Annotated in this window: 14 protein-coding genes; 4 read left to right on the forward strand and 10 right to left on the reverse strand. The window is 34.1% G+C overall.

Annotated features, from left to right (window positions below; genetic code table 11):
- Positions 1-6 precede the first annotated feature (6 nt).
- The 4 genes from VF726_RS18125 to ybaK form a co-directional block, all read right to left on the reverse strand.
- Positions 7-1,023, reverse strand: coding sequence for an alpha/beta hydrolase family protein (locus VF726_RS18125; RefSeq protein ID WP_440170820.1), 1,017 nt, complete (start codon positions 1,021-1,023; stop codon positions 7-9).
- 12 nt (positions 1,024-1,035) lie between these two features.
- A complete protein-coding gene (locus VF726_RS18130) occupies positions 1,036-2,160 on the reverse strand; it encodes a helix-turn-helix domain-containing protein (protein ID WP_074601871.1) in 1,125 nt (374 codons plus the stop codon).
- Positions 2,161-2,523: 363 nt separating this feature from the next.
- A complete protein-coding gene (locus VF726_RS18135; protein ID WP_095205891.1) occupies positions 2,524-3,054 on the reverse strand; it encodes a GrpB family protein in 531 nt (176 codons plus the stop codon).
- A 595-nt stretch (positions 3,055-3,649) separates the two neighbouring features.
- Complete coding sequence (ybaK, locus tag VF726_RS18140; protein WP_000710876.1) at positions 3,650-4,126, reverse strand: Cys-tRNA(Pro) deacylase; 477 nt, start codon at positions 4,124-4,126, stop codon at positions 3,650-3,652.
- Positions 4,127-4,466: 340 nt separating this feature from the next.
- Here ybaK and VF726_RS18145 point away from each other — a divergent pair, with 340 nt between their 5' ends.
- Positions 4,467-5,744: a histidine--tRNA ligase gene (locus VF726_RS18145; protein WP_440170824.1), complete on the forward strand. Its 1,278-nt coding sequence runs from the start codon at positions 4,467-4,469 to the stop codon at positions 5,742-5,744.
- 162 nt (positions 5,745-5,906) lie between these two features.
- Complete coding sequence (locus tag VF726_RS18150; RefSeq protein WP_440170826.1) at positions 5,907-6,218, forward strand: hypothetical protein; 312 nt, start codon at positions 5,907-5,909, stop codon at positions 6,216-6,218.
- Positions 6,219-6,389: 171 nt separating this feature from the next.
- Here the strand turns inward: VF726_RS18150 and VF726_RS18155 are convergent, their stop codons facing one another.
- Positions 6,390-6,785 carry a winged helix-turn-helix transcriptional regulator gene (locus VF726_RS18155; protein ID WP_440170829.1) on the reverse strand — a complete coding sequence of 132 codons (396 nt, stop codon included), beginning with the start codon at positions 6,783-6,785 and terminating at the stop codon, positions 6,390-6,392.
- 128 nt (positions 6,786-6,913) lie between these two features.
- Here VF726_RS18155 and VF726_RS18160 point away from each other — a divergent pair, with 128 nt between their 5' ends.
- Positions 6,914-7,594: an NAD(P)H-dependent oxidoreductase gene (locus VF726_RS18160; protein WP_440170831.1), complete on the forward strand. Its 681-nt coding sequence runs from the start codon at positions 6,914-6,916 to the stop codon at positions 7,592-7,594.
- A gap of 160 nt (positions 7,595-7,754) precedes the next feature.
- The gene (locus tag VF726_RS18165; protein WP_098267525.1) at positions 7,755-8,036 is read left to right on the forward strand and encodes a DUF1292 domain-containing protein; all 282 of its coding nucleotides are present in this window, start codon (positions 7,755-7,757) and stop codon (positions 8,034-8,036) included.
- 50 nt (positions 8,037-8,086) lie between these two features.
- On the opposite strand, the gene VF726_RS18170 is transcribed toward VF726_RS18165, so the two are convergent.
- The 5 genes from VF726_RS18170 to VF726_RS18190 all read right to left on the reverse strand — a co-directional run bounded on the left by VF726_RS18170 (position 8,087) and on the right by VF726_RS18190 (position 14,106).
- Positions 8,087-9,145, reverse strand: a complete 1,059-nt coding sequence (locus tag VF726_RS18170) for a pyruvate kinase (protein WP_440171415.1) — start codon at positions 9,143-9,145, stop codon at positions 8,087-8,089.
- Between the two features lie 137 nt (positions 9,146-9,282).
- A complete protein-coding gene (locus tag VF726_RS18175; RefSeq protein WP_440170833.1) occupies positions 9,283-10,542 on the reverse strand; it encodes a hypothetical protein in 1,260 nt (419 codons plus the stop codon).
- Positions 10,539-12,083 (reverse strand): hypothetical protein, encoded by a 1,545-nt coding sequence (locus tag VF726_RS18180; protein ID WP_440170835.1) that lies wholly within the window; start codon positions 12,081-12,083, stop codon positions 10,539-10,541. Before VF726_RS18180 ends, VF726_RS18175 begins: the two co-directional genes overlap by 4 nt.
- Positions 12,084-12,298: 215 nt before the next feature.
- Positions 12,299-13,009, reverse strand: coding sequence for a hypothetical protein (locus tag VF726_RS18185; protein ID WP_440170837.1), 711 nt, complete (start codon positions 13,007-13,009; stop codon positions 12,299-12,301).
- Between the two features lie 338 nt (positions 13,010-13,347).
- Complete coding sequence (locus VF726_RS18190; protein WP_440170839.1) at positions 13,348-14,106, reverse strand: SDR family oxidoreductase; 759 nt, start codon at positions 14,104-14,106, stop codon at positions 13,348-13,350.
- Positions 14,107-14,144 lie beyond the last annotated feature (38 nt).

Consider the following 14,144-nt stretch of genomic DNA (forward strand, 5'->3'; position numbering starts at 1 on the left):
CGTCTTTTACAGGCAGTTACTCTCCCTTCCATCTTCCTCATATTCACCTAATTTTGATGTAAGAGTCCTACTACCAGGGATAAAATATGATTCCAGCCAATTTATAATTATTTCTTCCAGCTCTGGATGAAGTGGCTTTCTTGCCCCTTCTTCATAATTCTTTTTAAAATCTAATGCTTTAAACTCACCTTCAAAAACTTTCAAACTATGATCCATATTTTTTATTACATGTACTTCAGAATCACCCTTCACATACTCACCAATTCGACTCGCTCTTTCAGGATCAGCCTGAATATCTTTATCACCAGCGATAGCTAGCACTGGACATGTTACTTGCTGTAAATCTTTATAAATATCATGCTGAAAATGCTCTCTAAACCACTTTGCGTTCATCGGTTTAAAACCAACTTTAATCGTATCTTTTTCTGTATTCATCATTTTTTCTTTTATTTTTTCCATCTGCTTTTCTCCACGTTTCTCCACATTGAGAAGGCGCATTAGTTTTCCCTTTATTCCTTTTTGTTCTTTTAATTCTTTATAAGCAATCTCTCTTTGTCTTTTCGTAGCTTCTTCTAACGATTCCGCAGCTCCTGTAAGAAGGATGAGTCCATTTACTGGTGTACTTGCGTTTACTACAGTTGCTAACATACAACCTTCACTATGACCAGCTAAAATGATATTTTCCGGATTAACAAATGGTTGTTCTTTTAAATACGTAATCGTAGACTCTATATCACTAACTAAATCCCACATTCCAGTCTTTAGAAATTCTCCGTCACTCTTTCCTACTCCGCGCTTATCAAAGCGGAGCGTCACTACCCCAAGTCTCGCCATTACATGCGCTAAATCTTTATATATGTTCGCCTCAAGCTTTAGCGGTACGATTGTTCCATCACGGTCAATTTCTCCAGATCCTGCGATAATGACAACAGCCGCATACTTCCCGTCAGCTTTCGGTTTAGTGAGTGTACCTTGCAAAGTAAACTCACTATTGATCGCTACTTCATATTCATCAAAAGTCATCATTTTGTCCCCCTATTCTTTTATATCCAATTTAAATTTCAAACTCGTTATTATATTTTTATACTCTCTTACATCTTTCATTGGAGCAAAAACTGGATTCTCTGCAATACTTTGTAACATACTTCGCTTTATAATCTCTTCATTTCTAACTGTTTTAGCACCGAGCGGAAACTCTGCAAACCATCCATCAATCGCATCAAAATAGGAATCTCCATGTAAATGTAGACTATTTACTGTAAAGCTCGCCGCACAAACTGCTACATATTTCCGTAACATTTTTAAGGCTCTTTCAAAATTGCCTTGCATACAATATACTTGCGCAGCAGCATAGTATACTTTTAAAGTCATATTAGGATGTAATGTTTCTATTTCATATATATCTATTAACATAAAAGCTCTATTCAAAATCACCTCTACTTTTTCAACGCTTGAGGCATTTACTACTACATAATTCGGTATTGTCGCAACGAGTTGTATTAAATGTTGATACATGCTAATTTGCATTATTTCATTTGCCTTTTCAGCATTTCCAAGTATTTGATATGCTTGGGCAATTAAATCCTCTTCTGGAACGTTAGGACGTATCGTCCCGCCAAGCAATTGCAATACTTCATTTGGTTTATTGAGTATAAGATAGCAAGTTGCTTGAAACGATACCGCCTCTTTCACAAGAGAAACATCATCACTTTCTTCCTGCACCCTGCTAAAGAGATTCATTGCTTCTTCTAAAATTTCAATTCTTCTATCCGTGTCCTCCGTTAACATGTGATGATTAATAAAAAGTATTCCTATTTGAATTAATAATGGAAAACAAGAATAATATTTTTTTATGATTTTCCTGCACTCTATCATTACTTCATCAAATGGTTTTTCACTAAAAGCTTCCGCTAGTCTATGGTATAAATCTTTAATATCTTCCTGTTCCATTTGCGGTTTATAACTGATTAGTTCATCTATACTTATATTAAAGTACGATGCTAACAGTGGTAAAAATGTAATATCCGGATAACTCTGCCCCGTCTCCCATTTGGAAACAGACGCCTTCGTAATACCGATATACGCCGCTAACTCTTCCTGCGTAATTCCCTTTTCTTTTCTCTTATCCGCAATTACTTTATGAATGTTTATCTCCTTCACATCATCACCTCATACTTTTATTATATGCTTTTATTTCACACAAAATATGGATTTGAAGTCGACTTTCGTTAACAAAATCAACTGTTAGGAAACATGTCTCTAAAATCAAAGGCAGGGACATATTTGATATGTCCCTGCCTTTTTATTGTGGGGTACCGATACATAGCCATCTAGCTAAGAGTTTGAAGTGCTGCAAAATTAAACATTTCATCTCACCATAGTTTTCTATGGGAATCCATTGAACAGCTTATTTACATAATTTTCGAAAGCGGAAGTCAGCTAACGAGAATTATGTTCATGAATAATAAAGTTGTGTCTGTAGTGCTTAAAGAAATATAGTATAGTGCTTTGAAAAAATGCCTTTTAGATATTATATCTGTGTTTTAATTTCATCCAATTCTTAGCTCTATTATCTATTTCTTTTATATAATCATTTTTGCCCTCTATATACTTTTCAATATTTATCGGGAATTTTTTAGCCAACGTTTGTTTTAAATTGCTATATTGTTGTGCTTCTTCAGGATGAGCAATCATATAATCTCTAAATGCTAGGTGACGTATTATTTCTTCGTTTCCTGTCTCGAAAATATGAACATGGTGGCTCCTATTATCTCCACCTTTGATAAAAAATCTTCTTCCCACTATTCCAAATTCACCTTTGTATTCATAACCAATTTGTTCCATACCGTTTATAAATTCATCGACTTGTTCTAGTACTTTTACTTCAATCAATATATCGATTATAGGTTTAGCTTTAATATTTGGGATTGCTGTACTTCCAATATGGTGAATATTTATAATTTCATTGCCAAAGATAGTGTTTATTTCTGTTGCTTCTTCCTTGAACATTTTTGACCATTCCTCATTATGTGTGACAACTTCAACTATTCTCAAAATAGTACCCCCTTTTTTCTTTATTGTATCATTTAGAATAATTGATTTGTTGTAAAAATTGGATGTATATTCCATTCATGTCAGGTTGACATAACGCACCATTATCAGTAGCATGGAAAAAGGAGAACCCTGCTCTCACAAGGGAACCTTCTTTTTTAGTTCTATGAATCTATACATATTCTATACATTCCTATTCTGGTATCGTTTTATGGTTCTTGTTTGTTACTCGATTAGCCAAAAAACTGTATAAAATCTTGTATACTCTTATGCGTGGGGTTTTTCAAAAATACTAGCATCACCAATATATGCTTTCTTATGGGTATTTCTTGAACCCTCATTAAAATACTCTCCAGTCCTTTAGCTACCTTTAAGAGTAACTCTTGTTTATTTAAGGTCCTCACAACGAGCCTTTGTCCTCCTCCCAAATCCAAACAAATGATTCATATTACAGTCTATTTCAAACTGAATATTCAATCTTTATTCATTTTAATATAGGTATGTAAATAAAAGGGATAATCAGCCCCATAATGGACTAACTATCCTATAAATCTTTATCTAAAGTTAATAAAACTAGAACTTCTTTTCCTATGTATCATTACTTCGTTACCTCACCAAACTGCGCTCTCGTCACTTTCGCCAAGTCATCCACTTTCAGCTCAATTTGTATACCTATTTTTCCGCCGCTTACTATCATCGTTTCAAGTAATTGGGCACTCGCATCAATACATGTAGAAAATAACTTCTTCATCCCAACTGGTGAACAGCCGCCGCGAATATATCCTGACACTTTCGTAATATCTTTAACAGGAATCATTTCAATTTTCTTTTCACTTACTGCTTTTGCGGCAGCTTTTAAATTCAATTCCTCATCTACTGGGATGATAAAAACGTGATAATTTTTACTATTTCCTTGAGCGATTAACGTTTTATATACTTCTCTCACTTCTCGTCCAATTTTCTCGGCTACTGATACGCCATCAATTTTCCCATCGTCTGGATTATATGACATCATCGAATATTCAATTTTTTCTTTATCTAATATTCGCATCGCATTCGTTTTATCTTTTTTCATAACGGTCTCCTTAAAAGGTTATTTCATATTATTAAGTTTTATTATACACCCATTTCCCTTTCTCCTACATAACTTCACGTATATTTCAAAACTAAAAATATTGATAATTCAAAAATCATCTGATATAATTTGGAAAAACTTATGTTAAGGAGAGATTTGTCATGCGAAATGTTAATACGTCTTTCCAACTTCATCATCATACGTAACGCCGTGTATCCGAAGAAAAATTTTTCTTCGTGGGTACAGGGCTTTTCCTGTTGACCCACGAAGCGTTCATAAAGCTATGTGGGTATTTTTATACCCGCATAGCTTTTTTTAATTTAAAAAAGGAGTGATTATAATGGAAATGAAAAATGTAAAAGGAACGAAAGACTATTTACCAGAGGAACAAGTATTGCGAAATAAAATTAAAAGAGCTTGTGAAAATACGTTTGAACGATACGGATGTAAACCGTTAGAAACACCTACGTTAAATATGTATGAGCTTATGTCTTATAAGTATGGCGGCGGTGATGAAATTTTAAAAGAAATATATACACTTCAAGATCAAGGTAAACGTGACCTTGCCCTACGCTATGATTTAACAATTCCATTTGCAAAAGTCGTGGCAATGAATCCGAACATCCGCCTCCCTTTTAAACGGTATGAAATTGGAAAAGTATTTCGAGATGGTCCGATTAAGCAAGGACGATTTCGTGAGTTTATACAATGTGACGTTGATATAGTCGGTGTTGAGTCTGTCATGGCAGAAGCTGAACTTATGAGCATGGCATTTGAACTGTTCCGAACGTTAAACTTAGAAGTAACGATCCAATATAATAACCGGAAATTGTTAAACGGTATTCTACAGGCTATTAATATCCCTACTGAACTAACGAGTGACGTCATTTTATCATTAGACAAAATCGAAAAGATTGGGATTGATGGTGTACGAAAAGATGTATTAGAGCGCGGAATTACTGTAGAGATGGCCGATACGATATGTAATACTGTTTTATCTTGTCTAGAGCTTACAATTGCTGAATTTAAAGAAACTTTCAATACTCTACTCGTTGCCGATGGAGTAAACGAATTACAACAATTACAACAATATTTAATCGCCCTTGGAATAAATGAAAATGCTATATTCAATCCATTTTTAGCACGAGGACTCACAATGTACACAGGCACCGTATATGAAATCTTTCTAAAAGACGGCTCAATCACATCCAGCATCGGTAGCGGTGGTCGATACGACAATATTATTGGGGCATTCCGCGGTGATAACATGAACTATCCAACAGTTGGTATTTCATTCGGCCTAGATGTCATTTATACAGCACTATCGCAGAAAGAAACAATATCATCTACAGCGGATGTATTTATCATCCCGCTCGGGACGGAATTACAATGCTTACAAATTGCCCAGCAATTACGAGCTACTACTTCCTTAAAAGTCGAACTAGAACTAGCAGGACGCAAACTAAAACGTGCCCTTAATTATGCCAATAAAGAGAATATCCCTTATGTGCTTATTATTGGGGAAGAAGAAATTAGTACAGACACTGTTGTGCTGCGGAATATGAAGGAAGGCAGTGAGGTGAAAGTTCCCCTTTCTTCTTTAAGTAGTTATTTATAATACGAACCACCCTCGTTTGGGTGGTTTTTCTATTTTAAAGATAACGAAACAATTAGTTAACATAAAATAATTATATTATACTAAAAACCACAAATATGTAATATCCACTTACCTATTAATTTTGGTAATATATAGATATGAATTATTTTAGGAGGATTAACTTTGAAAACCTACATACAAGCACTAAAGTGGACTACAGGGATCTATCATCTTTTATTATTTCCTTGTTATTATGTATTTCCAAGTCTTGTTAACCTATATGGGATACCTTTACTACTATTGATTGTTTTACATATCACTACTATTTTATTAGCTAAAAAATCAGGCATGAATACGTACGCTCATTATATAGGTATTATCGTTACTCTAGTTGCCTTCTTTCCTTATATAGTAATCGTTCTACATATTATAGCAGCGGTTTTCCTTTTATTAGATGCTGCTTCCACTACTAAAAAGGAAGTTTTGGATTCATAGCAGGATAATTTAATCAGTGTCGTTTTTAGATTAGTCTATAAATAGAAAAATCACTAGCACACACTAACCTTATTCCTAATATCCCAAAAATAGATTCACATGCATTTTAGTTACAACCAACATTTCAGAAAGCAAAAAATAAAAGGTGTCTTCACATATGGAAAACACCTCTTATTTCTGCATCTCTTCAATATTATTTTTCGCATTCCTACTCTCCAAAACTTTCTCCATATTATGAGTCGCCCACTCCATCATTAATAGAATCATTGGACGAAGCGATTCACCAAGCTCCGTTAGCGAATATTCTACTTTTGGAGGTACTTCACGGTATACTTCACGATGTATAATGCCATCTGCTTCGAGTTCTCTCAGCTGCAATGTTAACATTCTTTGTGTGATATTAGGTTTTAATCTTTTTAATTCATTAAACCTCTTTGTACCATCTAATAAATGATACAAAATAACCCCTTTCCATTTTCCGCCAATAACCTCAACCATCGCTTCCACTGGACAAGAATATTTATTTAAAAATGGGTAATTTACATTATTTTCATTTGAACAATCCATTATAAATTCCTTCCCTTACCAATAGTATCTTTTTTGATACTATACCACATAAATGTGCGTACTTGTATCTATGTTACTTTAAAAATATAATTTACTTACAAAATAAATGAATGAAAAGAGGAGCTTTTATGACAAATACAAAAGAAATTACAAAAGAAAAAATTATGGATGCTTTCCATTTCAGACATGCATGTAAAGAATTCGATCCTATGCACAAAATTTCAGAAGAGGATTTTAAATTTATTTTAGAAACAGGCAGATTATCTCCTTCTTCTTTCGGATATGAACCTTGGAAATTTGTTGTCGTACAAAATAAAGAATTAAGAGAAAAACTACAACCGTATTCATGGGGCGCTGGTGGGCAACTTGCAACAGCTAGTCACTTTGTTATTGTTCTTTCAAGAAATATTAAAGATATGCATTATGATGCAGAGTATATTAAATATATGATGAACGATATTATTGGATTACCTGAAGGCACTCAAAAAATTAGATATGAATTCTTCAAAAAGTTCCAGGAATCGGATTTTAACTTATTACAATCCGATCGTGCTGTATTTGATTGGGCATCTAAGCAAACTTATATTGCTTTAGGTAATATGATGACGAGCGCAGCTCAAATTGGCATTGACTCTTGTCCAATAGAAGGATTTGATAAAGAGAAAGTAGATTCTTTACTTCGTCAAGAAGGCATTATACAGGGCGATAATCTTGAAGTGTCTGTTATGGTTGCTTTTGGTTATCGTAAAGAAGAGCCAAAGCGTGATAAAACAAGGCAGACTATGGATACAATTGTTGAATGGATTTAGTAATATAGCACGCAAAAAATACCCCTCCTTATTACTGGATACTCATACTAAAGAAGTAGAATTTGATTTTTCTTATGTATGAAATTGATTTTTCATGGAAAGATATATTAGTATGTATGCAGTTTAAACGCTCTATTATTTAGAGTTGAACAGGAGGAGAATGAATATGTCTGATATTGAAGTTGGCGAAGTATTTACTCTTAGTGATGAGAATAATGAGGATCAGGAAGTAGAAGTACTTGGAGCTATGGATGTCGAAGGTGCAGAATATATTGCAGTTGCCTTCGTAGAAGACATTCAAACAGAAACTGAGGAAGACATTGATATCTTCTTTTTAAAAGTAGAAGAGGATAATGAGTTTTCATACATTGAAAATGACGAAGAGTTTGACAAAGTATCTGCTGCTTTTGATAAGATTTTGGATGAGCAAGAGCAAGATTAATTTGAGTTAAAAACACGAGGGGGATGCATATCCGCCCTCTTTTTTATTTATCACTCACCGAAAGATCTATGCAGTAATTCTAGTATATCTTTCATCGCAAAAGGCCCATCTTTTTTTACATGCTCCGCAAATTCAGAAACGAGACGTAATGTCCTTACACTTTCGATTGGATGCTCGCCTGACGCACTTTCAGCAGAAAGCATAACAGCATTCGTTCCGTCCAGTACAGCTTGAAACACATCAGTCACCTCTGCCCTTGTTGGAATAGAATGCTCTACCATAGATTGAAGCATTTGTGTCGCTGTAATAACATATGTATCCGTTCGATTACATTCCTGAATCATCATTTTCTGCAAGAGCGGAATAAATTGATACGGCAACTCTACTCCTAAGTCGCCCCTTGCAATCATAATTCCATCTGCTTCTTTACATATATCTTGAAAATTCTCGATTGCTTCCATCGTTTCTATTTTTGCAATTAAACTTGGAGAAGTTTCTTTATGCTCTTTTATAAAATCCCGTATTTCCTTTATATGACTAGGTTTTCGTACGAAAGAACACGCAATAAAATCAACATCCTCTTCCAAAAGAAACTGAATATCTTTTTGATCTTTCTCTGTAATAGCTGGTAAGCTAACGGCCGCACCTGGTAAATTCACTCCTTTATGAGATGAGATATTACCACCTGTTCTGACCTTTGTATCTATTTTGTCCGTACTTACCTTCTCAACGATTAACTCAACTTCTCCATCATTAATTAAAATTCTACTGCCAACTTTCACATCCTTTGCGATTCCTTCATAATCAACACTTGCTTCTCTATCGCTCCCTGTAACTGGTTGCGTATGTAAAATAAAAGAATCTCCCGCCTGAAGTGTAATTTGCTCTCCTTTTATTTCACCTAATCTTATTTTAGGGCCTTGTACATCGCCTAAAATTTTAATAGAATCATCTAACGATTTGACTAAACGAATAATATCTTTATGACTTTCATGCGTGCCATGTGATAAATTCAACCTTACTATTTTCATACCATTGCTTATTAACTGTGCTAACGTTTCTTTATTATTGCTTGCTGGACCAATTGTACAAATTCGATCGATTGTCATATTTCCACCATCCTTTTTCATTAGGATTCCCACTAAAAAATGATTAATTCTCATTATAGGTGTCGTCTAAAAATATGAATTGAATAGCAAAATGAAGTTATAATTTAGATCATATAATTACTTACTTAAGCAAAAAACTATAGTTTCTTATATAATGCCTTCATTGATTTTTCTACGTTCAAAAGTTCATTTCGAATACTGTGTACATGAATTCCTGACTTTGTTAAGACTCCAATTAACCTTTCAAATGCACGTAAAGCATCTTTATGTATTTCCTGTTCAATTGCAGTAAGCTCCTTGTTCATGTTACCGAGAAATTGAATTTCCCCCTGATGAACCACTTCTAAATTAACTATAAGTTTTTTATTAAAAATTTCGTGTAAAATACTTTTCCACTTTTCTTTCTTTATTTCTTCTTTCAAGCCCAATTGTCTTTTCATAGCTACAACTAGATCCTGCAAACTTATTTCTAATTGACTAAATTCCTTCTTCGCAAGAATTTTCTTTAACTTATTCGCAACACGCCAGCTCTGTTTTAATCCGACAAAAGCACCTACTAGGGGCAGTACTATAACAAATGCTCCTCCTGATACAAATATGGCTTTCGCAGCAAAAGTACAAGCTGCTTGTCCTGCAGCGGCTAATGATGCACGACTCGTTGTATCAATAGCCACATTTCGTGCTGCAAGCTGAAAAGGTAATTGTTCCTTCACAACTCGCCTTAAATTGTAAAAAGAACTCACCCCAGCTGAAATCCATGGAACCTCAAAATCAAGTATCCCCTCTGCATGAGATAAAGTAGATTGTGTTGCTTCAAGAACTTCTTCTCTCGTTACCCCGATACTATAAACATTAGGGTTATCTGAATAATGCATCGCCAATTCATCATTCACATATACAGGAATATCGGGATAACGTTCTAAATGTTCATCAACAATTGCTTTATTACTACCACACTTCACTTGAAATTGTTCCCCATCAATAAGGATATCCCATCCAGCTTGATTTGAGGTTTCTGGAAACTGTACATCATATCCTGCTGCTTCTAATCTTTGGGCAATCATTTGTTCAGCTACATATCCTTGTAATTGAGCCATGTCTCCTGTAGCTAAGTCTATATCGACTGTTTTTGCAAACTGAGCCAATGAAAATATCGAACTCAAATCCTCACTACGTGCAAAGTCAATTCCTTTAACAACGGTAGGATTAATCATAAAATAATCATATAAAAACTCACCTACACTAATTCCGACAATACCATTCATTTCTTCTGTTTGATTGGTACTCCCAAATAACCTAGCACCTTTTCTTTTATTTTTCTTACCTACTGTGCATTTCATTGCCTGTTCAAATTCACCATTCCGCCAATACTCCCAAAATTGTTCATTTTGAATCATACGATATCACCTAAGCCATAGATTTCTTTTTGTAATGCGCGTAATTCATCTTTCTTTTCATAAAGCATGGTATTTACTGTCGATAATTTTTTTTCAATATCTCTTTTTTGCTCTTTTAACTTAGTCACTTTTTCATTTACTTTTTGTTTCTCCTCCATAATAAAATGTGCTTCATTGCACATTTTATTTAGGCTTATCGGCCGAATAGAAATCACTTCAACAGCTTGTTCTCTTTTCAATTCATGGATTTTTTTTTTTATTTTTGAAATATCATTTTCATATGAAATATTTGAAACCATTCCGCTAACTTTCCCCCAAAAAGAATCTACATGTCTATTTTTTCCAATAGACTCTTTCTTAGTTCGCACTTCCATTTCTAAACCCTCAATTTTCATGCTCTTCTGTTTGAAAACCTCTGTCTTTTCATGTTCACTTACTAGTATTAAAGAATCAATGAGTTGATTCACTATGTTATTATAAGCACTTGTACTTTCCGATAATTGATTATTGCAATACACTAGACTATCTTTGTTCATTTTTAATTGCTGCGTTATCATTTCGCATTCCTTTTTATAATTAGCAATTACATCTAACAATTTATTTTGCTCGTTATAAAATTGAGACCATTCTTGAATAAAAGTATCATACTCATATACTTTCGCATCTCCTAAAAGTACTGGTAGCATTAATTGAACAATACCCATCTGTAACAATGTTTTCTTCACTTTTTTACTTTGTGTTAACATCATCATGCTACTAAATCCACCAATTAAAATAAAGCCTACTGGCCCTGTCAAAACAGATAATGCAGATGTTGCTGTTATATAAGCACTAAAAGGTAATGTCAATCCAAGCAAACTAGCTGTCCCAGCAATTAACGACGTTAAAGTTGTGTACGCCGCAAACCCTGCTATCTCCACAATAACAGCCAACAATACAGCACTGCCTTGTGTCGCAATGAGTTTTTTTATCGTAGCACTTGTTACTGCATCAATATTTAATTTATCTTTAATCTTTTCTTGCTGCTCTGTTGGTAGAGACTCAATAAATTGCTCAATTTGATTGGCAAAATTTTCTTCTTGATCCGCAGTTAGATTTTTTAACTCCCCACCAATTGACTCGAATATTTTTTGCATTTGATACAATGTTAATTGATTATCGATTGTCAAATGTTCATTACGTGATACAAACGCACTATAATTTTTATCTTTTTTCATTTGAAGTGTATGTGCTTTTTGAAGAATTTCTCCACATTTATTCTCTATTTCATAAGAGGTATTATAGTACGACCCTGCTAGGTCAAATTCTTTTGTCATATATAAAAATAATTGTAAACGTAGTGTATTGTCATCCACATCCTTTAGCTTTGCAATTTCGAAATCTAGCTCTTGCTTTGAATGGTCTACACCTTTATAAAAAAAGTCTTTCGTTTTATTTGCTATCATATTAAAAATTCCAGTCTCCATAACTAAAACATAAATTAAGCGTAATTGCTCCCCGTTTGCCGCCATTAATCCGTTAGCTAAACTTTTACCTATCATTCAAAACTACCCCCATTTTCTATAAAAATTTATAACAATAATAGATACTAATCTTTATTGCCTAAACTATTTCTTACATCATATAATCATTATATCAATCTATATACAATATTTGTTATATTTTCCGTATAATATTTTCTATAGAAGGATACACTCATCCAAATTCCCCTTAAACAACGTAAAAAAAGCCTACTCACACAAGTAGGCTTTTAAAACTACGAAAGTTTCGTTAATAACTGATTTAAATCTTTTTTCGTTTTCGTCGTTAATGACTTCATTTTAGTAATATCTATCTTTTCTTTCTCCGCTCCTACAATTAACGGATACATACTTTGTCCAATTGTTTTATATTCAACTGGGTGTGATGCTTCTAGCTCTTTCTCAATCACATCCCACTTTTCATTAATTTGTTTTCCAAGTTTATTTACCGTTTCTAATTTCGGATTCGCAGCTAATTGCTTGTCTAAGCTATCAACTAATGCAGCAACTTCTTTTACATTTGTTTTCACCGCTACGCTTTTCTTCGGATCTTTCGTTGTTTTTCCGTTTGCGTTTGTACTTGTACTTTGATCTGTCGTTTTCCCGCTAGTCGTTTGGTCATTCGTTTTTCCTGTCGTCTCTTTTTCTTTTGTTTTCACATTCTCATTTTGAGATGACGTTTTACCGTTACTTTCTGTTCCTGATGATTCTTTCGTATTTTTTGCATCTTTATCTGTTTTTTCATTTGAAGAAGTATTTGTTTCTTTTTCAGTATCTTTCGTTGTTTTTGACGTTTCATCTGCACTTGTCGTTTTTGATTCTCCTTCATTTTGCGCAGTTACTTGCTCTTTCTTTTCTGTTTCTTTCTCTGCTGAAGGACTACAAGCTGCCATAGTAAGCATTGTACCAATTGTTATCGATGCGATAGCGACCTTTTTCATTTTCATATAAATCCCCCTATGTTTACTTTATTTATCCTCCCCTTTACGATTCGATTTCCCCTTAAAAAATCCCTTTTCATACGAATTACCATCTTTCCGACAGTAATCTTCATAATAATACGTACAAAAACTGATAAATCATTTTGAATATTCGAGTTTCTTCTACTTCATTTTTCTTCTCTCTAGCAAAAGAAAAAGAGTATATTGTCACATGAAGAATTACGATCTTCATATGACGATATACTCTCCTATCAAATTTTTATCTTTCTTGACATTTTATTTATACAAAAAAATAAAATTTTCTTTTATTTTTTGTTTTCTCAACATTTGTTAACATAATATATTTATGAATAACCACCATTCGAATGAATGACTTGACCCGTAATCCATTTTGCTTCTTCACTTACTAAAAAAGAAATTAAGCGTGCTGCATCCGTCGGTTCCCCTACTTTACCTTGTGGGAACTTCCATACTAAATGATGCTTTAGCTCCTCTGTAATCCATCCTGTATTCGTCGGCCCTGGATCTACTGCATTCACTGTAATTCCCTTCTCCATCGCAACTGGTGCTACTGATCTTGTAAATGCTTCAATTGCCCCTTTCGTCGCTACATATGCTAGTTCATCAGGCATCGGCCCTAGTGACTGCCCTGAAGTAAGGTTAATAATACTCCCACTCGTTTTCATTGCATAATGCTTTATAAATAACGAACTTAATAACATAGTAGCGCGAACATTCACTGTATAATGTTTATCTAACTGTTCTACATTTAATTCTTCAATTCTCGTATGAGTTGAATACGCTGCATTATTAATTAAAATAGATGGATCACCTAAGCGTTCTGAGACCATATAAAACAAACGATTTGGCGAATACGACTGCGATAAATTGATTTCTGCCATTTCACATCGAACACCTAAACTTTCAATCTCCTCTTTCAACAAAAAGGGTTCTTTGTCATGCATTCCCCACGGCATCGCTTTATCATACTGAGACCAGTACGTGAAAAAAATGTCTATCCCTTCTTGAGCAAGCACCTTGCATACAGCTGCACCAATTCCATTCAAACGAGTTGCCCCTGTTACAATTGCTATTTTCTTCACCTTTTCTCCTCCATCTATGGATAAATCCTCTGCACGAA

Origin of the sequence: Bacillus sp. Brlt_9 (assembly GCF_051948935.1) — a bacterium.
In the GTDB taxonomy this organism is placed as follows: Bacteria; Bacillota; Bacilli; order Bacillales; family Bacillaceae_G; genus Bacillus_A.